This window comes from Agarilytica rhodophyticola (assembly GCF_002157225.2).
GTDB classification, from domain to species: Bacteria; Pseudomonadota; Gammaproteobacteria; order Pseudomonadales; family Cellvibrionaceae; genus Agarilytica; species Agarilytica rhodophyticola.
Map to the genome: position 1 here is coordinate 3,611,653 of NZ_CP020038.1, position 23,874 is coordinate 3,635,526.

A 23,874-nucleotide genomic window follows, 5' to 3' on the forward strand; every position below is an offset into this window, starting at 1 on the left:
GCATGGGCAGCGCGGCTTATTATTCATTGTATATTAAAAGTAATAAGCCGCTTTACATGAGCTAAAAATCAAAAATAAGCAATGATTGTCTCACTGCAGTAACAACAAACAATCACAACAATAAGGTACGGTATCAGATTTTAATATGAGTGAAAGGACAAAGTGATAAATAATGTGCTCTGCTTTAGTTAGTGGCAAAAGGCTCTAGTCTGAGCCAATAGTGCCTAGTGCTTTTTCTATTTTATGTTGAGAGAACGCATCATCAATTTCTATATAGCGCATGGCGGATTGTACATCTTTCCAGCCAACATATTCCATTAGTGTTTTAGTATCCCATTGATTGGCATTGGCCCAACTAGCAAACCCCCGGCGCAATGAGTGGCTACTAAATGACTGCGCGTCCGCAATATCAGCCTGCTCACAATATTTTTTGATGATACTAATAATACTGGCAGGGTGCAGGGCTCTCTCACCAATATGCCCCCATTGATTTATTGCTGGGAAGAGGGGCCCGGAACCTAATTGGGCAACATCCACCCATTCTTGATAAGCTGATAACGGGCAAAGTTGGCGCAAAGCCGGGGCCTTATAAAACTTTCCTTGAGCACTTCTATCTGTTTTACTTCTAGGAATAAAAATCTCCATACCTTTGCTGGGAAATATCTGAATATTTTCAATCTTAATGCGGGTCAATTCATCACTGCGAAAGGCACGCCAGAACCCGATGAGAATAAGTGCTCTATCTCGCAGTAAACGGAGTTTTTGGGCGCTACTATTTTTTGATTCCTTGTCATCGCAGCTGAGCAGAGTATTTTCAATAAAACGGATAATGGTTTTTAACTGCTCCAATTGAAGAGGTTTGGCACGCTTTTGACTATAAGGATGCAACTGGGCAATGCCCTTGAGAACTTTCTTAACGTGAGGTGCCTTGGTGGGGTCGGGAAAACCTTGGTCAATATGCCACGTTGCAATGGCTGCCAAGCGCTGCTTAAGGGTACTTACTGCAAGTGTAGGTGCATAATCGGCAATGTAATGGGCAATATTGTCAGCCGTTGCCGGAAGGTAACCCCCCCATACGGATTCGTAATGTTCAATTGCAGAGCGGTAGCTTTTGCGTGTATTTTCACGCGTGGCAGCTTGAATATATTTATCAATATTGCTCAATATTATTTCCCAGCAATGTCTGTACTTTTATTGTATTTAATCCCGAAGGTTGTATGCTGTATTACACCAGCCTTGCGTGCCATTAGCAAAAGCCACTAAGAATAACATCACTAGAATGTTAACATATGCAGCATCTAAACTAGCGGATGAATGAACTATGCCAGGCACACTATTGCCAAGCAAAACGCCTGTGACGATCCTCAAGCCTACCCACACACCCATTTACACAACCCTCCATATACATAAGGAAACGTTCAAATAAGCCCATAAATGTTAGCCTCCGATAAGGTTATGTAATGCCTGATGGCACTCTTGCTTTGACAACTTATTCAGTTCTAAAGCCAATAAAGCCTGAACCCTTTGCTCGATGGTTTCCATAACAGCAAAAAAGCTATCTCTGATAACTTTCTCATTGCCCACAACCTTAGATGGATCGGGTAGGGGCCAATGTACTTTTATGGTATTGCCAAACCATACGGGGCAAGTTTCACCGGCAGCACTATTGCATACCGTCATGACAATATCGGGCTGTATTGTTTGGTATTGGTCCCAAGACTGACTAACAAGATTTGCAGTGGCAATATTTTTTTCTTGCAAGTATTTCAAGGTCAGTGGATGCACTTCGCCGGCTGGCTGGCTGCCAGCACTGGCGGCATTAAGCTTACCATTGGCCATATGATTGGTAATGGCTTCACTGAGAATACTGCGGCAGCGATTATGAGTGCAGATATAAAGTACTTTCATTAGCTAAGTTCTTCTTCTAAATAAATAAGCATAGTGGCGTGCAGCCGGGTATTGTCAGACAGGTATTTAAAAAACTGAACAGGCTCGATCATCATTTATACATGGTGTAATGAAGGTTTAATTAGGCAGAAATCTAGTCGCTAATGTCAAGTGCTTGTACTACTTAAATGTTGCGTGTGGGCACCGAGAAAGAATCGTCGAACATCAGACTTCTTTATATTGAGCCTTAGTAGGATCTATTCGTTGGGTAATGTGAGTGATCAAATCTATTGATGCCAAAACAACAAGGTGGTTAGGCCTTTGCTGTGCTGACGAATAGGTTTGCTTGCATGTTCGGCCTGAAAAACAATCTTAATGACTTAAATTGGCGAATATATGAATATCATAACTAAAGCAGCTTTCGCTGTATCCCTCATAATTTCTAGTGCGACAAGTTTCGCGCAAAAGGACTCAGAAGACTCCGAAGATAAACCTATTTTTAGTAGCAAAACTTTTGAGGCGATGAGCCTTCGCAGTATTGGCCCGGCCTATATGTCTGGTCGTATCGCCGATATTGCGGTTGATCAAAATAAGCCGTCTACTTGGTATGTCGCCGTCGGCTCTGGCGGTATTTGGAAAACAGTAAACGCAGGTACGACTTGGACACCCATTTTCGATAAAGAAGCGGTGTACTCTACTGGCGATGTGACAATTGACCCTAGCAATTCCAATATTATTTGGGTGGGCACTGGTGAAAATCACGGGGGGCGGCATATCAGCTTCGGCGATGGCGTCTATAAATCCCTAGATGGAGGGAAAACGTGGAAAAATATGGGCTTGGAAAATTCCGAGCGTATTTCAGATATTGTGATTCACCCTGAAGATTCAGATACCGTATGGGTTTCCGTTCAAGGTCCGCTGTGGAGCGGTGGTGGTGAACGCGGTTTGTACAAAACTACCGATGGTGGCGAAAGCTGGAAGCTCGTGTTAACGCCGGAGGATGAATGGACTGGAGTTACCTCATTAGCGATTGATCCACGCAACCCCGATAAGCTTTACGCTGCCACTTGGTCACGTCAAAGAACGGTTGCCGCTTATGTGGGGACAGGACCTGGGTCCGGTATTCATACCTCTGATGACGGTGGTGAGACATGGACGGAGTTAGAAGAAGGCTTACCAGAAGGGAATATGGGCAAAATTGGTTTGGCGATTTCGCCGATGAATCCAGATGTACTTTATGCGGCAATTGAGATTGATAATCGCAAAGGCGGCGTTTATCGCTCGGCAAATCGTGGGGCGAGCTGGACTAAAATGTCTGACGAAGTGGGCGGCGGCACTGGCCCTCATTACTATCAAGAAATTTATGCCGATCAGCACCAATTCGACCGTGTTTATATTGCCAGTAACTACAGTAAAGTTTCAAACGATGGTGGTAAGACCTGGACACCCATCAGCACCGAACGTAAACACGTGGATGACCACGCGATGGCATTTCATCCTGCAGACCCGGATTTTGTCTTAATGGGCTCAGATGGCGGTTTGTACATGTCTTACGACCGCATGGAAAACTGGCGTTTTATGGCCAACCTACCTCTGACGCAGTTTTATAAAGTTGCCGCTGATGACAGCGAACCTTTTTACACTGTGTACGGAGGCACCCAAGATAATTCAACTCAAGGCGGACCTTCGCGCACAGATAAAGAAGAGGGGATTAAGAACAAAGATTGGTTTTTAACCCTCGGTGGTGATGGTCACCAGCCAGCGATTGAGCCGGGCAATCCAAATATTATGTATTCCCAGTGGCAACAAGGTAACTTAAATCGCCATGACCGTGTTACTGGAGAGAATGTTTATATCAAGCCGCAGCCGCGTCCAGGTGAACCGGCGGAGCGATATAATTGGGATGCTCCTATTAATGTTTCGGCGCACGATCCTAAACGTCTCTATTTTGCTTCTCAACGGGTTTGGCGATCGGACAATCGCGGTGATAGCTGGACACCCATTTCTGGAGATTTGACTAAAAACGGTAATCGCATGCATATCCCTATGATGGGACGCACGTGGTCTGTAGAAGCAGGCTGGGATATTTATGCTATGTCTGAGTATCACACAATTGCCAATTTCGCCGAAAGCCCGGTGAATGAAAATATCCTCTGGGTGGGCACGGATGATGGACATATTCAAGTAACCACTGACGGTGGTAAGAAATGGAAAAAAATTGATCTGAAAAATGTGCGCGGTGTTCCTGCAACTGCCTATGTGAATGATATCCGAGCGGATTTATTTGATCCCAATACTGTATATGTAGCTTTGGATAATCACAAATACGGTGACTTCAAACCTTACCTAATCAAGTCCACCAACTTGGGTGGAAGTTGGACATCCTTAGCTGCTGACTTACCTGAAAAACATTTGGTTTGGCGTATTGTACAAGACCACGTCAATAAAGAGTTACTCTTTATTGGTACAGAGTTTGGCGTGTTCTTTACTGTGGATGGCGGTAAAAAATGGCTTGAACTCGATGGCGGTATTCCCACGATTTCAACGCGAGACGTGGTTATTCAGCGCCGTGAAAATGACTTGGTGGTAGGAACCTTCGGGCGCGGTATTTATATTCTTGATGACTATAGCCCACTGCGTCAACTGAGCGAAACAACCATGCAACAAGAGGACGCCTTGTTATTTGCTCCCAGCCGTCCAGTGAAGTGGTTTATGCTCGATACAAATCACACGGATTCTGATGGCGATGATCGCTATATCGCGCAAAATCCCGAACATGGCGCCACCTTAACGTACTTTTTAAAAGAAGGTTTGAAAACAGCAAAAGAAAAGCGTCAGAAAGCTGAAAAGCAGATGGTAAAAGATAAAAGATATCCAAAATACCCGAGTTGGGAAGCCATCGAAAGAGAAAACCAAGAGCCCGAGCCTGCGGTGTATGTTGAAGTGAGGGACGCTGCTGGCGCGTTTGTGAATCGTGTTGCCGGAGAAGTAAAAAAAGGCTTGCACCGTGTCACCTGGGATATGACTTACGCTAAATCCACAGCTATTACAGGAAAAGAAGAAGAGGAAAATCCGTTTCAAGAGCTTAACGTAATGGCCATGCCTGGCACCTACAAAGCTACTTTGTATAAGCGTGTTGGCAGTAAGGTGACGCAACTGGCGGATGCGGTAGAATTTGAATTAAAACCTATTTACAAGCCAACACTTGAAGCTTCATCCGCTGATGCGGTACTCGATTTTAGTAAAAAGATTCTAGCGGCCGAAAGACGCGTTTCCTCGACTAATGCCTTGCTTGAGGGAATGGATAAATCAATGGAAGGTTTACGTTCTGCGATAGATCTTACTCCCGGTGATATTAAAGATCTAGAAGAGCAATATGCAAACATCCAACGCGAGATTAACGCCATTAAATTCCAATTAAATGGCCTCGAGTCTCGCGACAAGATGGGAATTAAACCTGCGAATATCGCCAGCCGTCTCTGGTACGCCATGTCAGCCTCCTGGTCGACCTACGGTCCAACGGCTCAACACATTGAGCAGCTCGACTTTGCCAATAAAGATTTGGACTCTGTCGCTAAGCGTATGAAAGCACTACAAGGAAAAAGCCTGCCTAGCTTACAACAAGCTGTGATTGACGCTGGTGGCCCATGGACTTTGGGTGCGCCTGTGATTGCAGATTGATTTTGCATCCCTCACTTTGGATGCTTTCTGAAGAAGCCTGTTTACAGGCTTCTTTATATAATTACACATTGTAATACACTAAAAGTATTTATTTTTTTATAAGAAAAATAGATGACTTTGCGCAAGATAGATTTATTTCTATTGGTTAATTCATCTACGCCTCAAATATTTTCCAATTATTCGTTTACAATTATTTTTTCAAATGTCTCGATACCTCAACCAAATACCTATGGTTTCCCAAACCTGTTAGTCACATCGATCAGTAACAAGGAATTCCAGCGTCAGTGTGGGTAAATACAATTTAATTAAAAATTTTAGGGTATGGATCGGCTTAGCAAATTCCGTGTCTTGGCTGGAGGTGAGTCGCTTTTTCATGGTCAGCACTTATTCCTCATGTTAGTCAAGTCGACTAGATAAAATTGTTTTTCCATTTCACTTTCTTCTTGTAGGCTAGATTTCAACTTCCGCATATCTTTGACATGTCAAAAAGAGAGGCTGACATGTCAAACGCCGTTTTAATCAGAATTTAGATCGAGAAATTTGTGCAATATTAAGATTTATGTGCCATTGAATATGAAAAAAAAGATGAATTTAAGCTATTAACGTTCATTTTATACTTGGTACTTCATTTGCAACGTGCGTTTTGAGCACGTAAAAAATTTTGTCTTGAGTACATAAAAACGTGTGAATTGAATCCATTAAAAACTTGTTTTTCATTCAATTTTTTTAATTAGGAGAAAATCATATGAAAAAAATTGCATTTTTATCTCTTGCTTTAGGAATGTTTGTATCTGTAAACGCGCTGGCGTCTGATGGCAAGGTGTATAACTCAGCTTCTTGCGTCAGTGTTTTAGGAAGCGCAACAATTGATAGGGGTAATATTTTTAATAACTCTAGAAATGACTTACTTCAGGTTAAATGTCTGGGAATCAATGACCATAGCGCTCATGGCATTAAAAGTGCCTGGGTAGAGGTAAAGGATCTTAGCGCTACTCAGGATGTAAGTTGTACTTTACATTCACGCTACAACAAGATTGGAACTACTGGAATGGGGTCTTGGGCCGATACGAAAAAAACATCTGGCATTAATAGTGATTGGCAAAGGTTGGACTATGGAAGTATGAGTTCAAGGGATAATTCACACTATTATTTTCGTTGCGACTTGCCAACAAAAACAGATAATGGAAAATCTTGGTTAGGCGCTTATAAGATAACCGAAAACGACTAGTGCAGAGATTATGGGGGAGCTCAGCTCCCCCGTTATCAGGAGTTAATATGAAACAGTACTTAATCCTTACTTTAGTAGTAAATATATTAATATCTGGCGTTGTCGCTTATTTTGTATTTTTATATGCTTTTGCACCGACGGTAAAAGAGCATGAGCATATGGGCGAAAGCGCTCCACATGTTTTTGATGACAAACCACTTAGAGAGTTAGCCCATCAAATATCTCAAAATAAAAACCTTATAAAAAAGATGGAAAGTGTTATTGCAGAGCAATTAGAAAGCCAGAGTAAAAACTCAACTAATACCAGTATTGATAACAATAGTAAAAAAGCGGAGAGTGTTCGTAATGATGAGAAAACAGAGGATAGCCGCACTGCTGATTTGTCACACTCTGTAATGGATGTATTTGATAGCGTTTATATAGATGAGGTGGTGGATGAATCATGGGCTTATACTGCTGAAACGTCTTTGATGGAGGCAGTTTCTATTGCAATGGATAGCACCGAAGGGATGACACTCCACTCACTTGAATGTCTAAGTTCACTATGCAAGATTGATTACAAACTTAATTCTGAAGGACAATTTACCGCAGCCATGGAAACTATAAATCATAAAATGGGTTGGGGTTCAAAATCCTATTCTGAGTATGATGTTAGTGAAAATGGTGAGGTTTCTGTAGTAGGTTTCTTTATGAGAGAAGGGTATGACTACCCTCATAAAATGAACGATTTGTATTAACTGTTACCATAGGAAAATTAACCATGTATATTAGATTAATAAAGGCAGATCCGGACAAAAAGTTAACACAAAATTTTATACTTAAACCGTCACCAAACGATACGCCTGAAGACTGGATGCTTAAAGCTGAAGATGATTCAGTTGTCATCTGTGGAATTGAGGTGGATTTTGCAAAAGGTGGGCAGGATGTAACAGTAGTTGTTAATCTAGATAAAAGCGATTGGGTGTTTATGGATCCCAAAACCGATTTACAGAAAAAGAGTAATAATAAAAGTAAATGGTCGTCATATGGTGATGACGATATGTGTAAAATTGACTTAGAAAAATACCAAATACGAACACCAGAAAGTATGACTGACAAAGTTACATCAGAAGACTGTCCAGGAATATACATTATTCACCGTGAGGGAGATATGCCTCCTGTGGAGGTTTGCGATAACGGTTTAAGTTTAAAAATGGTATTTTCTCATAAAAACTCAGAATATGTATCGTTTTCGTTTGTAGCTTATAAATCAAAAGCTAGTGATGCATCATCCGACAAGCCCATTTATAAGGGTTTTATTTCCAAGGACCCTTCTTTTACGGTAAGGTGTACATAGATAAGGTGTACATAGAAAGTTGAATCTAAGAATAATTGTAAAAAACTGATATTAAAAATATAACATTAAGTAGTGGACAGAAGTTAACGCTTCTCGCTACTTATGTTACCGATAATATTGTTATCACTTGGCCAGGGTAGTTCAAGCCAGCCGGGAGATAGGCCTTTTTCAAGCGCGAGTTTGGTGTGAAGCCCTGCAGATACGTCGTCGCCACTAAGTGAATAAACAATCGAGGCTGCATATAGTATCTCTAGGCTATCTGCACCAAGCGCCATGCCTTTTTTAAGGGCGATGACGGCATTTTCAAATTGTCCTAGGCGTGCAAGAGCCTGTGACTTTAAAGAGTAGTATTCATGGCTTTCTGCTGTTTTTTTGGAAAGCGATTTAATAACACTTTTATAGTTGGCTGTTGCCTCCGTTTGCTTAGCTTGGAGTAATTGACTATCCGCCAAGTTTAATAACCATGTAGTTCGCTCAGGTTCGGCCGAGTGAGCGATTAAGAATTGCTTTTCTGCTTGTAGAAAATTTTGATTTAATAGGTAAGCTAAGCCGAGATTGCCATTATTTAAACTGGTATTTTGGTGTTTGAGAAGGGCTTTGTATCTGTCTATTGCGTTTTTAGCATCTCCCTTGATTAAGGCTATATCTGCAATTAGACCCATGGCGGGCAGATAATCAGTATTCTTGTTTAAGATATCTTGGAGGATGGCTTCAGAAGCATCGGTTTTTCCTAGTATCCATAAAATAAGCGCCTTTCTATATAGAGTTTTGGTTGACTTTCTTAGGGCGAGCGACTGGTTAAGAACCGCTAGAGCCTGCTCATAATTGCCTGTTTTTTGCCAATATTCAGCTTCCAAGCGTGTGATTAAAGGCTCATTTAATTCTGATCTTCTTAAATGTGAAACCAGAATCGGAATTTGTTCGTACTTTTTTTCTTTTAGTAATACAAGAGCCAAGTTGTATAGGATATCAGGATTGTCAGGTAAACGTCTTAAGGCATTCTCTAATAAAATATGAGCTTTTTTAAGGTATTCACCGTCGTGAGAGTCCCAATATCTATCTAAGTAATGGCTGGTTAGTGTGTAATATATTGGAATGTATTCAGGCCATTGGCTTTGGATATCGAGTAATTCATCGATAAACAAATTATCTTTTGTGTTTTCTCTTGTATCTGCTATCGCCGATAGATATCGAAAGTATCCTTTTTCTGAAATTCTAAGGTTAACCACGTTCTTTCGGATTTTAAAATTGTTTAAAAGGTTTTGTGTTTTTCCGACGATTGAGTGATGTAATGAAGTATATTCATCTATTTTAACCGTGCTGCTTACATGACGAATAACCGAAGAGTCTTTAATTCTTGTTAAGATTATTTCTAATTCACATAAGCTATCGCTACATCGGAGTGTAGATGTTACCAGTTTATTTGCTCCTGAAGCCCTTGCTTTATGAAGGCTAGTTCCCGAATAGCTGTTAAGTTCGTCGATATTGATCAGTGCAGTATCTTCAAGGCTCATAATTCCTGTCATTATAGCTTGGTGGACTGTTCGAGAAAGAAGAGCATTATCTTCTTCAAACGCGCCCAGATTTTCGGGTGGAAAAGTCGCTATATAAGACAACTGTTTAGGTTTGACACCTAAGTCAAGTAATTTGAATAAGCCAAATACCACTAAACATAGTGAGAGTGTAATTATCCCCGTTTTTCTATTAAATAGGTTTTCGTTAATTTTTTCGATAAATCCATGCTTCTTTTCGAAGATCAATTTATTGGTATATATCGTTGTGTTTGCGTTTGGAATTTTCGATTCTTGGCGCTGTGATATGTTTAGCAGCTCTTTTTCGACAGCGAGCGCCGATTCTGGACGGAGGTCTGGCTGCTTTTTTAATAAATTATAAATTAGGCTGATTAATTCTTGTGGTATCTCTTTATCTAATAGATGCAATCTTGGCGAATTATTGAGGACTCCTTGAATATAAGATTCGCTATCCTTTGCGTCACTGAAAGCGTGATGACCACAAAGCAGATAAAATGTAATGAGTCCAAGAGAGAATAAATCATTTTTGCCATCTAGTTTTTGTCCGTAGATTTGCTCTGGTGACATAGAACAGTAGCTACCGAGAACAAGTCCGTCCTGAGTTTTAAGCGAATTATCACTGCTAATAGCCTTGGCTATTCCAAAATCCGCAATTTTAATATTCCCTGATGGGGTAATTATAATATTATCAAGTTTTAAGTCCCGATGAATTATTCCATGTTGATGCGCAGCTTGGAGGCCCTTTGCAATTTCGATAACAAGTGGAAGTACACGTGTTGTATCCCTAATATCTCGCTTGCACCATTGCTCTAGCGTTTCGCCGTCAATATATTCCATTACCAACATAACTTTGTTTTCATGTTCGATAAAATCGTATATTTGTACGATGTTTGGGTGGTTAAGTTGAGCGAGTATTTTAGATTCCTGTCGCAGTCTTTCCTGATAGTGAGACGATTGTTTTTCTTCATTCAGTGTTTTGATAGCAACCAGTCGTTCTAGTTTAGTGTCGGTTGCCAGATAGACGGTACCCATGCCCCCTGAACCAAGTGGCTTTTCAATTCTATAATGCTGAAGGTAGCTGCCTTTGTCCATTAAATGCCTGTCTTATTTTACTATTTAATCGTTAACGATAATTCAGAAACACGGCGACGAAGAGCATGTACTGATATTTTTAAGGTTTGCGACATAGTATATAAGTCTCCATTCGATTCTTTATATGCTGTAGCAATATCTTCATTTGATATATCTTTCGCGCGCTTCAAGTTGGGGTGCTGGTCAAGTCGATTGTAAAGTGAGCTACGAGATAGGTTAAGAGCATCAGCCGTAGCCTTTAGATCCCAGAGGTTATCCTGTAAAGCGAGTTCTAGATCCCTGTCACTGATATCTTTAGGTTTTTGTTTTTTGTCGAGAGTTGGATGTTTATTCGAGGTGTTTTTACATAATGTTTCTTGCGGTAATAGATTATCTATATGTTCTGGCAGGCGAAAGTAATTTTCACCTCGGTTATATAGAACAATCTGTTGTAAGATATGTTTTAACTGTCTAATATTCCCTGGCCAATCGTAGCGACATAAGCGTGAAAAGAGTGTTTTCCAATGCTCGGAGGCTATATTCTCAATATCAATTTCATCATTAAATTCTAAAATAAACTGTTTTAAGAAATGTGCAGCAATTGGGCCTATATCTTCACGACGTTCTCTCAACGGACTTAAGTATATTTCGTAACTCGCTAAGCGTTGTAATAGAGGCGTACGAAATGTTGCGTCTTGTAACTTATCTTCAAGATTTGCATCGGTTGCGCTGATAATTCGAGTATTAACATATTCGGGCTGGGAGGCGCCAACGGGTTGGATTTCATTGTTTTCTAATGTTCGCAACAGGAGAGTCTGAATGGAAATAGGGGTGTCTCCTATTTCATCAAGGAATAAGGTGCCTTTATCTGCCTGGCGAAAATAACCCTTTTGCTCCTGTTGCGCTCCAGTAAAGGCGCCTTTCTTGGAGCCAAATAAAGTCGAACTAGCGAGAGATTCTGGTAGAGCTGCCATGTTCACGCTAATGAAGTTAGCATTTTTTCGGGAGCTTAACGTGTGTATGGCTTTAGCGACTAGCTCCTTGCCTGTTCCTGATTCACCTCGAATAAGCACGGGTATATCAACGCCGGATATTTTTTTAATCGTATTACGAACTTCTTCGATAGCAGCACTTGCTCCTATTATATTCATACTATCTGGAGAAGTTTTAACTTCCACATCCCTATGTAACAGCAGAACAATGCGTCGAGCAATTTCGATAACTATTCCGCCCTTTAAATCTGCTATTTTTATCTTTGCTTCCCTGGTTTTCGCACCGTTTATGACTAACTCATGTTTATCCTGACTTACGATAGCAATGTCGTTTAAGGTGCCAAATTTTATATGTAAAGGTGTACGCGATATGTGCGGGTCTAAAAGTGGATTTCCTATATTGGGTGCTTTGGGATTAAAAAATAAGGGTTCATTTCGATTCAAGCAAAGGCCGTGGGATTGCAGTTGCGATGAGATATTCGCACGCTCGCCAATACGTCCAAATTCTGGGTGAAATACGATGCTTAAAAAGTAGCCGTGATCCCTCGGTAAATTTTCTTGAGGGGACACCTGTATAGCGAGAGTTGTCTCATTCTTAACAGTCATTTAACTGGCCTAATAGGATTTAAGTGCAAAGGAACGAAGATGTACGCTAATTATGGATAGACTTATACATGGTATATGAGCCATGAATTCATGGGAAGCTAGATAGTTTGATGTATGGCACTTATATAGTCGCTTTTCCTATAAAAGAAATTGGTATTGAAGCCAGCGGTTTATACTTTAGGGTAAATGCAGGATTCTAATAGAGACACATATCAATGGAAAAAGTCTAGCAGGAAAAGTTTAAGCCACTACAGCTCAAGTATTCCAGATCTTATCGCTCTGGAACAATACAGCACCAGACCTTCTGAGGCAGGGCCTAGGTGCCGCTTGACGGTAAGCCGAAGTAGAGCGTACAAGGAGGTATTCACAGCGTGTCTGGTGTTGATGTGTATTCTTTATTTCTGCCCCATCAGTAAGGGGCTATAGAGCGTAGTGATATTGCTCATACCTATCTACCTGAGTGTCTTTCGCGATAGTTGTGAACTAGGCTTGATGTAACAGCTTCCTTGCTAAAAACGGGTAGCTGTTACATCAACTCAAGACTATTTTATCTTAGCTACTATATTGTATTCTTTATTTACGCGAAGGTTTTATTAAAAAACTTCAAAGTATCTTTAAACAGCGCCTCAATAAAACCATCCACATCCTGAACATCGAAATCTATAGTGGTTTTATACTCTTTTCCAAAAACACTCAGGTCTATTTTGGCTGTAAAAAAGTCGCCTTTTAAAATACCTTTTAAATGACCAGACAAGCGTACGTATCGTAGGTCAATAATATCGCCAGAGTGTTTGGCGACATACTCGGCTAGGTCGAGTGTTGCTCCGGCACTTTGTTTTGCACCTTCCAATGCAGCTTTGGCACTTTCAAATGCGACAGCAGAAGTGCCGTGTTTAACGGCTTCGAGGGCTGCTTGCGCAGTTTTGAATGCGATGTAAATGCCTGTTTTGCCAATATTATTGACCGCATCTTGCGCTGCACTTATTGCCGCTTGGCCTGCGATTTCAGCGGCGTTTAGACCTTCTTCAGCTGCTTTCCAAGCGGTAAATTCAGCCCCTTTACGAACTGCTGTTAAGGCGCCTTTTGCGGTTTCGAAGGCGGTGTACTGTACGCCTTTTCTTGTGGCTTCCAGCGCTTTTTTTGCATTATTAAAGGCAACATAGTTAGCGCCTTCTTTGGCGGCTTTTAATGTGCCCTTTGCTGTTTCGAAGGCAACGTACTGGGCGCCTTTTGTGGTGCCACTCATGGTAGCTTTAGCCGCTTTTAATGCCGTATTCGCCGTTGCTTTTGCAGTTTCTAGCCCGGCAATTTCGGCGGCATATTTGGTTAGCTTTAATGGATTGGGGAAGGTTTTTTTCTTTTCTTTTTTTAGTTTTTTCTTGGCGCTGTTAATGCTGCTGTTCAAGCTGTTGACCTTGCGAATGGCAGAATCAAAACTTCGCTTAGCAGATTTAATCGAGTTGTTGTAATCGCGCTCGGCTGTATTGACTTTATCTTGTGCAGCTTTTACTCCATTATTGTAGGTGCGTTGGGCTTTATCTACAGCCGCTTGAGCATCCTTCATCGCTTTATTGTACTTTGCTTGCGCTTGGTTTACCGTGTCCTGTGCGTCTTTTAAGGCGTTGTTGTATGTCTTTTCAGCCCGTTCAATTTCAGCTTTTGCGGCTTTGATGTCTTGTTTATACTTGCGTTTTTCAGAAGCGAGTTCGGCATTCAATTGTTCACTAAGTGCGTCGGCTTTTTTCTTGGCCTCTTGCAGTTTTTTATTGGCTTTGTCGAATTCCTTCTTATATTGTTTTTCAGCTTCATCAACCTTCTCTTGTGCATGCTCAATACTTTCATTCACGGCGTCAGCAGCTTGATTGATTTTCTTCGATAAATCATTTTTCAAATAGGCAGTGAGATCATTGTCGAACTCGGCAGCAAGTGCAAAATCTAATGTTTCAGGCTTATCCAGATTGCCACTGCTTTTTCCTTCAACAGAATAAGTCAGTAAGCCTAAGAAGGATTGTTCGAAGTTGAACTCTATGCCTTGGTTTGAGATATCAACATATATACCTACGCCCGTGCCGAGAAAATCCAGTTCTCCGTCAATTAAAAAGCCTTGTTTTGACGTGGTTAAGTCAAAATCAAATTCAGCATCATCACCATCCTTGCCTTGAATAGTAAGAGGGCCAATGGCGATTCGATCAATGCTACCATCTGCAGAAATACCGTCGTCGCCGAGTCTTGCGTGCAGAGAAATTTCTTTGCCAAAAAGAACTAAATCCGCATCAAAGCTAAAACCTTGTTCAAAGGTGACGGTGCCAATGCTGCCACCTGCCGGGGCAATATAAAGCTCTAAATCACGTATATCAATAATGTCCGGCAGGGCATCGGTTGGGATATTTGCTTTCGCCGCCTGATTGACAAAAGCAATTAAGTTTTCTGGCGAAAGTTGTTCTAATTTACCCATTAAGATCTGTTCGCTTGGAATCGCAGAGATCTTCATGGCCATCTGGGCAACAACATTACCTAATACAAGGCCTCCTACAAATCCAAAGGAGGAGGGGGTACCGGTGGCGAGAAATTGTTGATAAATAATACCTACTTCTAGCGCCAGGTTAGGCCCCACTTTTAAACCGTTTAAGCCAAATGGGTTTTCCCAATAATTTTTCATTGTGCCCGCGCCACTTGCCTGAATAGCGCCAACGGAAAGGCTTAGATCAAAGTGCAATGGATCATTTTGTTTAGGAACATCGACGTCTAAGACGAATACTAAATCCAGGGAAGGTTGTGGAGCGAACGCAATACCTATACTAAAAGGCGATGTGGTCACTGAGCTGCCGAGATCTAAGCGAGTGTCAGGAAGTGAAATCGTAATTTCTTTTTCTGTGCCGAAATAAGCACCCAGTTCGAGCGCGAGGTCGTCTTTGCCGGTGAGATCAGAGAGTGCAGGTATTTGATTCATGGTACCCAAAAGCTGTAAACCTTGCTTTACATTAAAGCTGAAGTCACTGTCTTGGCTGTTACCCTCGAATGAAGAATAAATAAATGCAATTTTGCTAAAGCTAAAGGTGTCAATGAAACTGTTTTTTGCCGGAGGAAACACCGTCGACATTGAAAATGCATCAGCGTTTAGACCCGCGTACAGAATCTGTTCCCACTTACCATTGTTTTCCTGGAAAACCAGTTTACATTCAAGCTCGATACCCTCTATTTCAGCTTCACCGACAATAGCAAAGCTGCTATCGCGACCTGAAGTTTGGCTATAGAGGTTTAATTCTAGCTTGGCTTGGTGAATATCAACAGGTCCCACTGATAGGCTTCCAAGGCTACCGATAAATTCAAGACCATTCTTACTGATATGTGTTTTTGCCGTGCAGTTGTAGTCAAAGATGGCAATCTCGGCTTGGATTATGGCACCTTCAGATAAGTGCTCTGTACCGTATACACCATCTGCGGTAGCAAATCCGAGTACAACATTTTTTAATTCGAAAGCGAAGTTGGGAAGTGAAATATTTTCTTTTGTTAATGCAGAAAAGATTGCGTCTATATCATCCATGGAGAATGAAGAGATGCTGGCGTAAACACCGGCACGATCATCCGCAATAGTGCCGCTGAGCTTGTAATTTTGCTGATCGGTGGCGAGGAGGGCGCTAATGTTCAATACTTTGCTAGTGCCGATTGTGGCGTCTACTGCCAAATCACTTAAGGTTAAGCCTTGAATATCAAATGCATTGTTAATCTCGACAGAGCTGGCGCTGAGTTCGAGCTGCTTGTCTTTATACTCTATATTCGCTTCTAGCTCACCAGCACTTTCACCCAGTTGGTTTATTTCGAGTATGCCTTTCGCACTCGGCAGTATCTGCCATTGGTCCTTATCAGCTTTTTCAACTTGGATTTCAAAAGCGCCTTTGGTTAAGAAAACATTGGGGATAACCGCTACTTCAAGTGTGGTCTCGGTGCTCAGTGTAACGGCTTGGGGGTTTACCTTATCCGAGAGGTCGGTGTCACCCGATTCTATTGTCGCCGTCATCAACGGCGCCTCATTTATATTAAGCAGAGGCGCGATAGATGTTAGTGGCGCTTGGTTGATATCGAGTTTTCCAGAAAAATTAATGGTAGTCGGTTTTTCGGCCTGTGGATTAGTTTCAATATGAATATCAACATCGGAGAAAACAAACAGATCGATATTGGGTATGGAAAAGTCAGTAAAAAGCTGATCAAGTGTAAAGTTATCTTTTGCAAAAGGAATACTGAGAATCTTCTCGCCATTATCTAAAAGCGCCCCTTCAAGACGCATATTCGGTTTACCAAAAATATTGGTATTGGCTTGAATGGCCTGACCGTTTTGTGTCGTCGAATTTTCGGTGTCGACGACCTTCATCGTGGTGATATTTTTTAGTGGAACGTCAATGGGTTGTTGAGATGTCTGTTGCTTTACTTCCGTATCGATAGTTTTAATACTTTGATTCGACATAGGTATACTCTCCCTAGAGACATGTTTTTTTTAGCACTATGCAACGATATTGGTTCTCTAGATCATAGCGGCCAAGCTAAGAAAAAACAGCGTTAAAATCAAAAAAGTTTTGGCTCGCTCCTAGATACTTCTTGTCGCAGAGAAAAGCTAAGGGAAGGTTTTCTCTATGCCGTTAGGATGGAGCCTTTTCTTCTTAGGTTAAACTAGGGCCTGTTGACACTAATAGAATCCCACCTGCTGGAGTGTATTTTTTTCATATTTTAGGCGCTGCGAGTGTTATTTGGTTATTCCAAATGAACGAGCAGCAACGCAGAATATGGAAAAAATACGCCCAGCCCTTTGGGTCGTCCCTAAAACACGCCATTTGTCGTTGCTCGTCGCTTATTTGGTTCACCAAACCGCGCTTCTCGCGCCTAAACTGGCGTGTTTTAGGGACGACAGGTGTAATTTAATTAGTGTCAACAGGCCCTAACTATTTATTGGCTGACAGTTAGCTGTAGTTTGTTCTCTTTGGCTAGCTTCGTTATTGCATTATACTCATTGGTTTTGGCGCGCAAATTTTCTCGCTCTAACTTACCGGGTGTTGAAGAACTGTCATGATCATTGAGAATACCATTGGCCGCCCATAATCCTGCCAGAAAATCCAAATATCTATCCCCCTCAGTTTCGAACCGAACAATATCAATTTGAGGCAACCAGCGTTCTTCTTTGCCAAGAATTGCTTTTTGTGCGTTTTGCGCACATTGTTGCATTTCTTCTAAAATGGCCAAATCGTTTTCCAGTGAACTATGAGTTTGCTTAATAATAATCTGTATTTCTTTTAGCGCCTGTCGGGCGCCTAGAGTACAGAGGTTCTCTACGCCTTGCAGAATACCATCTGTTTTCATATCGATACGACCTAAAGGAACATAAGATTGAGTGCTACCGGGATAGGTTTTGGATTGCGTTGTGCTAATGTCGCCGCTGGCACTTGTTTCAGTTTTGGTAAATCCGCTCGCTGACCCATGGCTCATACCACCAGTGACCATTACACCACTTGCCGCTGCGGCTAAATTCGCAGCTTCACCGGCGGTATTCGCAATACCTTTAATAAGAGAAAAAACGGCTTGTGTTTTCTGAATAGAGGTGTCCATTTCATGTTCAAGCCCCAGTTCAATACGATTTACAATACGCACCAGTTCAAATTTAGCCTTCTTTGTTTCAATAATTAACCTGGGCGTGCGCAATAGGATGTGCATATAACTACCAACGACGTCAGTAAAGTTTCTTGCTTGTATATTTACCTCGGCAATAGCCGATCGTTGCCAATGAGGTTGGAGCTGATTTATAGTGCTGCTGACATCAGTGCTAATACTGTTGGCCAAGGTTTGTAATTTCTTTTTATAGATTTGCCAGAAAGGCCCATTACCTTGTGTAAATTCATCAAAGTGAGGTTTACTGTTTCCCCCTTTCTTACTATTTCTCTCTTTTTGAGTTTCTTGGACAACGAAATCTACGCCGTAGTAATCATTAATGGACTGAATCTGTACCCACAACCTCTCTAAAAAGTGTTGCAGACCTTCTAGGATTGGACGTATATTTTCCCCTTTCATGTGAGCATTAGATTTCGTGGTAGATTCCTCTTTTTGTATAATCTCTTTTTTAAGTTTGTTCAGCTCATGTTTATTTTCGATGATGCTCTCTTTGAACTCTTTAGCTAGGGCATCTAGGGCTTCCGGCGTAATATCTTCTTCGCTGCTACTTGTCCCTTCAGCGCTTTGTAAATATACATCAAAAATAATGTTACCAAAGGTACGGATATTGGAGAATTGAGTATCAGATTTATTTATCAGGGAGTCCACTAAACCATAGTATTCGTTGTAAATATTATTGATAACATTCTGAGTTTTACATAGTAGGTGGGTAGTTTCTACTTTAGTGGTAACCTTGTTTTTCCTGTCGGATTTCCTGACTTTTTTGTATCTGGTTTGTTTTTTTGGGGCAGTCGCAGTCTCGTCTTCTGTAGTTCCCCATTGTTCCGATAGCGTTTCAGTGATGAGTTTTCGAACTTTCTTCTGAATGGGAGGAAGTAGGTTAATAATTTCATTTCTAAGTTTTTGTATTTCTTTAAAGGCGGTTCTTTTATCTTCACTATTTTTGGCTTGGTTATCTTTATCTTCATTAACTTGTGGGAGGTGTTGTCCGCTTCCATCACTATTCTGTGCGTTAGCATTACCTAATTGACCATAGGTTTTAATAAATAATTTGAATGTCGCTATTTTCTTTTCAAGAAAATCTATCTTTTCATATGGCCCTTTTTTTAATGCGCCATAATTAAACTCTTCCAGTTCATTATCAGCCGCAAATTTTTCATCCTTCTTTATTAGCTTGATGATGTTAAAGCGTAACTCATTGGTTTTACATAAATTGAGAATATTGTAAGGCTTTTCGCGCAGGGTAAGATGATCGAAAAGCGGGGCAATTTCTTCCGAAAAGTTAAAATTCGTAATTTTTTTCTTGTCTAAGAGGCCTTTAATTTTTTTCAGCTCACCTTCGACCACCTCTACTTCTTTTTGTAGCTGTACCAAATTGGTATCAATATCGTCTATATCCGCTGGCTTATTTTTCTCAAACAGTTCGACGATTTCTTGGGTATTGTAATTATTCTTCTTAAACGTACTAAGAAAACCATCTTGCCATTCGGGTGAATAAGTTTGCTCTTCTATTAAAAGCTTAATATGTTCTTTTCGACCTGTACTAATCTCTTTTGGCACTTAAAGTCTCCTGTCTTTATCTTTATATGGACGTGCTATAGCTGAGTAGTCTATAGACTTGCTTAGAGCTAAATTCGGAGAAACATAGGAGAAAAGCGGGGAGATTACTGCTATTGCCACTTTTATAAAGGTCCAATGATGGCAGTTGATAGTAATAGCGGAAAACATCCGCATCGAACTCTTTCAACTGAATGCCAGAAAACTCTAGAGAAAAGCTTTCCGCTTGAATAACAACCCCCATTTTCTTACTGGGGTAGCGTACAGCGCGATTCTTCCCACGGTTGCTTGCCTTCACTCGGCGAGTGGGCTCAGAGCTCCAAACCTTTTCAATCACATTGATCCCTGTGTTGCTCACGCCATACCCACGCGCGAAATCTAATAAATCTACATTGTCCAAGCCATATAAGTCTCACTCATCAAAATCATCGGCATGACACTAAAATCATCTTTAATCGGATCGTATCAGCTTAAATCGACCACAGGTATGTCATTTCGTTAGCTAATATCCAGAAAAGGCTGAAACCCTAGTAAATCTTGTGAAATAATTACCTAATATGCGCAAAACCATTGCAATGAGGGTGCAATAAATGACCAATATGAGTGATCGTTGGCTATCCATCTCCGAAATTTGTGAGCACCTTGGTGTTAGCAGTGACACCGTGTACAAATGGATTGACAAACAGCTTATGTCAGCTCATCGAATGGGTAGGTTGTGGAAGTTTAAAAAAGAAGATGTCGATAATTGGGTTAAGGCTGGCTACTCTGCGGAGCAACAAAACAGCATAAAGCATTAGCGGGTTTCACGAATGACTTTTCTGCGGACTTCCTTAATTAAGAAGCTTAATAATCACGCAAAAAAACAGGGATAAGTAATGATGAGCGATAAAAGCAACTTTGACTTTCTAAAACACCACGATGAACTCCTATTACGTTTAGCCCAAACAGCCGAAGCCTGCTTTGTACCAGACCCAAACACCACCCTCATCAAAATGCGACAACTTGGTGAGGAATTGGCCAAAACCATTGCCTCTCGCGTTGGTGTTAATAGCGGGGCTGAAGTAAAACAAGTAGATTTGCTAAAAGAACTAGACTACACGCTGCGACTTGATAGGCAAATTAAAGACGCCTTCCATACTATTCGTAAACTGGGTAACCCAGCGGCCCACGACATTACATCATCCACCCACCGCGATGCCCTAAAAGCACTTCAAGTCGGTCACGCCCTTGGTGGTTGGTTCCATATCACCTTTGGAGGGGACAAAGCTAAAGGCTTCACACTTCCACCATTTAAAAAGCCGCAAGATCCTTCGGCAAAAGTACGCGCTTTGGAAGAAGCACTATTAGAAGCTGAAAAGAAAAGTCGATCAGTAGAAGACCGGCTCGCACACGCAGAACAATTAAAACAGATCGAAGCCGAGAAAGCAGAAGCAGAAAAGCAACGCGCAGAACAAATGGCTTCAGAAAGTCAGGTATGGGAAGAGATTGCCACAGAGCACGAAGCAAAACTGGCTGAATACCGCACCAAAATGGATGAAGCCAATGTCATTTACAACCTTACATTCCAACAGCAAGGTTCACAGCAACAAGCAGAAACAATAAGACAAGTAGAAAAATCTCGACTGGAACTGAACGAAGCTGAAACCCGTGTCCTTATCGATCAACAATTAATCGAAGCCGGATGGCAAGCCGATACCGCTAACCTTAGGTACGCCAAGGGCGCTCGTCCTATTCCTAACGAAAACCGTGCAATTGCCGAATGGCCTACGGACTCAGGCCCTGCCGACTACGTGTTATTTATGGGCTTAACTCCAGTTGCTGTCGTGGAAGCGAAAAAAAGCGCAAAGAACACCTATAGCGATATTGATCAAGCCAAACGTTACGCAAAAGGACTCCAAGAGCGCGCTGCTTTCACTGTTGAAACACATTACGCTGAGTTTAAAGTGCCACTCACCTTTGCCACCAATGGGCGTCCCTACTTAAAACAATTAGAACATGAAAGCGGCATTTGGTGTTTAGATGTCCGAGATAGCAGCAACCGTCGCAAGGCATTGAAAGGCTGGTATAGCCCCCAAGAAATTAAAACTTATCTACGCCAAACACCACAGCAAGCCGAAGCAGAATTGGATCAAATGGATTTTGATTACAAGCTCACACTTCGCGACTACCAAATCACAGCCATTCGCGCAGTTGAAAAAGCTATAAAAGAAGGCAAAGATAGTGCATTAATTGCTATGGCCACGGGCACGGGTAAAACAAAAACCGCCATCGCTATGGTCTACCGCTTACTCAAAGCAGAACGTTACCGGCGTATATTATTTTTAGTGGATCGTTCCGCCTTAGGAGTGCAGGCGACCGACGATTTTTGTGAGGTTCGCTTTGAAAAACTCGACAAATTTGCCGATACCTTCGAAGTAATGGGCATGAAACAAAATAAACCTGTAAAGCCAACACCCGATGACGACACCAAGGTTCATGTTGCCACTGTGCAGGGGCTAGTCAAGCGTATCCTATACCCGGGAGATAACGACAACAAACCGGGCGTCGGGCAATACGACTGTATTGTCGTGGACGAGTGTCACCGAGGCTACTTACTCGATCGAGAACTGAGCGATACCGAAATACTCTTTCGAGATCAAAAAGACTACCAGTCTAAATACCGCAGCGTTATCGAATATTTTGATGCCTTTAAAATAGGCTTAACGGCAACACCCGCACTGCATACCACCGACATTTTTGGTGCACCGGTGTTTACTTACAGCTATACCGAAGCTGTATTAGATGGGTATTTAAATGATCATCTGCCTCCCATTCGCATTCATACAAAACTGGCTGAAGACGGCATAAAATACGCCGTTAACGATGAAGTCAAAGTCTACGATGCCGAAAATAACACCATCGAGATGTTTAACACACCCGACGAACTGGATTTCGATGTTGCAGACTTTAACCGTCGCGTTATCGCTCCAGAGTTTACCAAAGTAGTCACCAAGTGGTTGATTGAAAGCGATTCCATAGACCCATATTCCCCAGCAAAAACCTTGATATTTTGCGTAACAGACAAGCATGCAGACGAAGTGGTTGAAGCCTTAAAAGAAGCCGCTGAAAACTACCACGGCGAAATTGAAGACGACGCCATTCAAAAAATTACCGGCGCCAGTGATAAACCCTTAGATAAAATTCGCAGCTACAAAAATGATCGACTGCCCAATATCGCTGTCACTGTCGATTTACTCACCACAGGCATTGATGTTCGAAGTATCTGCAACTTAGTATTTTTACGCCGAGTTAACAGCCGCATTTTATTTGAACAAATGCTCGGTCGCGCCACGCGCCTCTGCCCTGAAATTGGCAAAGGCCCTTTCCGTATTTACGACGCCGTTGATATCTACAAGCAGTTGGAAAAAGTAAACACCATGAAGCCAGTAATCACCAAAGTGGATATTAGCTTCAGTGAACTTGAACAAGAAATAAAACAAAGTCATGCGCCCGATTTACAATCGCTAGCCAAAAACCAGTTTATCGCTAAATTACAGGTTAAAAAGAATTACTTAACTGAAGAGCAACACGAAACTTTTGAAACAATTGTCGGCAAAACGCCAAAAGAATTCGCCCAAGAACTCAAAACCATGTCCCTCGAAGACATTGCCCAATGGTTTGTTAACCATCCCGGCTTAGGGGAGTTGCTCGATAATAAAACCCGAGGCAAGGGCTATTTCAAACCTCCCGTGGTAATTTATGATGGCGAAGATGAAGTCGTCGACATCACGACCGGCTATGGCGAAGGCCAAAAACCCGAAGACTACCTGAATGCCTTTAAAGATTTTGTTAACGCCAATAGCAATCGTATGGTTGCCATACAAACCGTGGTAAACAAGCCTTGGGATCTTAGCCGTCAAAGTTTAAAACAACTGGCGGTAGAGCTAGAGCAAAACAGCTTCCGCGAGAAAGATTTACAAACCGCCTGGCAGGAAGTCAAAAACGAAGATATTGCTGCCCGCATTATTGGATTTATTCGCCAAGCCGCCATTGGCGAGGCCTTAATGCCGTGGGATGAACGGGTAGACCAAGCACTTAATACCATACTGGCCAGCCAACCTTGGAAAACGCCGCAAAAACAATGGTTAGAATTGATCGCCAAACAAATGAAAGCCACCACCATTGTCGATGAAGCCGCCTTAGACCAAGGTATATTCCTGACCAAAGGCGGCAGCAAGCGAGCTAACAAGCTCTTTGAGCAACCCATTACCCAAGTGCTGCAACAATTTACGCGAGCACTCTGGGCTAATACCAATAAATAAAGCAATAATAAACAAGTATTAAAAGCAT

The 23,874-nt window shown here is 41.7% G+C and carries 14 protein-coding genes; 6 read left to right on the forward strand and 8 right to left on the reverse strand.

Annotated features, from left to right (window positions below):
* Positions 1–204 precede the first annotated feature (204 nt).
* From BVC89_RS15095 to BVC89_RS15105, 3 genes are read right to left on the reverse strand one after another with little or no spacing between them, the layout of a single operon-like run.
* On the reverse strand, positions 205–1,164 hold the full coding sequence (locus tag BVC89_RS15095; RefSeq protein ID WP_103654271.1) for a site-specific integrase: 960 nt from the start codon (positions 1,162–1,164) through the stop codon (positions 205–207).
* Positions 1,165–1,200: 36 nt separating this feature from the next.
* Positions 1,201–1,386 (reverse strand): hypothetical protein, encoded by a 186-nt coding sequence (locus tag BVC89_RS15100; RefSeq protein ID WP_086931991.1) that lies wholly within the window; start codon positions 1,384–1,386, stop codon positions 1,201–1,203.
* Positions 1,387–1,437: 51 nt separating this feature from the next.
* Positions 1,438–1,908 (reverse strand): arsenate reductase ArsC, encoded by a 471-nt coding sequence (locus BVC89_RS15105; RefSeq protein ID WP_086931992.1) that lies wholly within the window; start codon positions 1,906–1,908, stop codon positions 1,438–1,440.
* Positions 1,909–2,283: 375 nt separating this feature from the next.
* On the opposite strand from BVC89_RS15105, the gene BVC89_RS15110 reads away from it, so the two are divergent.
* The 4 genes from BVC89_RS15110 (at position 2,284) to BVC89_RS15125 (ending at position 8,132) form a co-directional block, all read left to right on the forward strand.
* Positions 2,284–5,568, forward strand: a complete 3,285-nt coding sequence (locus BVC89_RS15110) for a WD40/YVTN/BNR-like repeat-containing protein (protein WP_086931993.1) — start codon at positions 2,284–2,286, stop codon at positions 5,566–5,568.
* A gap of 745 nt (positions 5,569–6,313) precedes the next feature.
* Positions 6,314–6,796 carry a hypothetical protein gene (locus tag BVC89_RS15115; RefSeq protein WP_086931994.1) on the forward strand — a complete coding sequence of 161 codons (483 nt, stop codon included), beginning with the start codon at positions 6,314–6,316 and terminating at the stop codon, positions 6,794–6,796.
* 47 nt (positions 6,797–6,843) lie between these two features.
* A complete protein-coding gene (locus BVC89_RS15120) occupies positions 6,844–7,533 on the forward strand; it encodes a hypothetical protein (protein ID WP_086931995.1) in 690 nt (229 codons plus the stop codon).
* Between the two features lie 23 nt (positions 7,534–7,556).
* Entirely contained in the window at positions 7,557–8,132 is a 576-nt protein-coding gene (locus BVC89_RS15125) for a hypothetical protein (protein WP_086931996.1), read from the forward strand.
* Positions 8,133–8,215: 83 nt separating this feature from the next.
* Here BVC89_RS15125 and BVC89_RS15130 read toward each other — a convergent pair whose 3' ends face one another.
* From BVC89_RS15130 to BVC89_RS15150, 5 genes are all read right to left on the reverse strand, one after another.
* A complete protein-coding gene (locus tag BVC89_RS15130) occupies positions 8,216–10,756 on the reverse strand; it encodes a serine/threonine-protein kinase (protein ID WP_086931997.1) in 2,541 nt (846 codons plus the stop codon).
* 20 nt (positions 10,757–10,776) lie between these two features.
* Entirely contained in the window at positions 10,777–12,333 is a 1,557-nt protein-coding gene (locus BVC89_RS15135) for a sigma 54-interacting transcriptional regulator (protein WP_086931998.1), read from the reverse strand.
* 577 nt (positions 12,334–12,910) lie between these two features.
* Positions 12,911–16,795, reverse strand: coding sequence for a hypothetical protein (locus tag BVC89_RS15140; RefSeq protein WP_086931999.1), 3,885 nt, complete (start codon positions 16,793–16,795; stop codon positions 12,911–12,913).
* A gap of 476 nt (positions 16,796–17,271) precedes the next feature.
* The gene (locus BVC89_RS15145) at positions 17,272–19,548 is read right to left on the reverse strand and encodes a hypothetical protein (protein WP_086932000.1); all 2,277 of its coding nucleotides are present in this window, start codon (positions 19,546–19,548) and stop codon (positions 17,272–17,274) included.
* 22 nt (positions 19,549–19,570) lie between these two features.
* The gene (locus tag BVC89_RS15150) at positions 19,571–19,882 is read right to left on the reverse strand and encodes a hypothetical protein (protein ID WP_158657967.1); all 312 of its coding nucleotides are present in this window, start codon (positions 19,880–19,882) and stop codon (positions 19,571–19,573) included.
* Positions 19,883–20,135: 253 nt separating this feature from the next.
* On the opposite strand from BVC89_RS15150, the gene BVC89_RS15155 reads away from it, so the two are divergent.
* The gene (locus BVC89_RS15155; RefSeq protein ID WP_086932002.1) at positions 20,136–20,342 is read left to right on the forward strand and encodes a helix-turn-helix domain-containing protein; all 207 of its coding nucleotides are present in this window, start codon (positions 20,136–20,138) and stop codon (positions 20,340–20,342) included.
* Positions 20,343–20,420: 78 nt separating this feature from the next.
* A complete protein-coding gene (hsdR, locus tag BVC89_RS15160) occupies positions 20,421–23,846 on the forward strand; it encodes a type I restriction-modification system endonuclease (protein ID WP_216824984.1) in 3,426 nt (1,141 codons plus the stop codon).
* The last annotated feature ends 28 nt before the right edge of the window (positions 23,847–23,874 follow it).

Coding starts and splice junctions, on each gene's coding strand:
- BVC89_RS15155 (WP_086932002.1), top strand. CDS start 20,136: ATGACCAATATGAGTGATCGTTGGCTATCCATCTCCGAAATTTGTGAG.
- BVC89_RS15105 (WP_086931992.1), bottom strand. CDS start 1,908: ATGAAAGTACTTTATATCTGCACTCATAATCGCTGCCGCAGTATTCTC.
- BVC89_RS15140 (WP_086931999.1), bottom strand. CDS start 16,795: ATGTCGAATCAAAGTATTAAAACTATCGATACGGAAGTAAAGCAACAG.
- BVC89_RS15110 (WP_086931993.1), top strand. CDS start 2,284: ATGAATATCATAACTAAAGCAGCTTTCGCTGTATCCCTCATAATTTCT.
- BVC89_RS15120 (WP_086931995.1), top strand. CDS start 6,844: ATGAAACAGTACTTAATCCTTACTTTAGTAGTAAATATATTAATATCT.
- BVC89_RS15100 (WP_086931991.1), bottom strand. CDS start 1,386: ATGGGTGTGTGGGTAGGCTTGAGGATCGTCACAGGCGTTTTGCTTGGC.
- BVC89_RS15130 (WP_086931997.1), bottom strand. CDS start 10,756: ATGGACAAAGGCAGCTACCTTCAGCATTATAGAATTGAAAAGCCACTT.
- BVC89_RS15135 (WP_086931998.1), bottom strand. CDS start 12,333: ATGACTGTTAAGAATGAGACAACTCTCGCTATACAGGTGTCCCCTCAA.
- hsdR (WP_216824984.1), top strand. CDS start 20,421: ATGATGAGCGATAAAAGCAACTTTGACTTTCTAAAACACCACGATGAA.
- BVC89_RS15115 (WP_086931994.1), top strand. CDS start 6,314: ATGAAAAAAATTGCATTTTTATCTCTTGCTTTAGGAATGTTTGTATCT.
- BVC89_RS15125 (WP_086931996.1), top strand. CDS start 7,557: ATGTATATTAGATTAATAAAGGCAGATCCGGACAAAAAGTTAACACAA.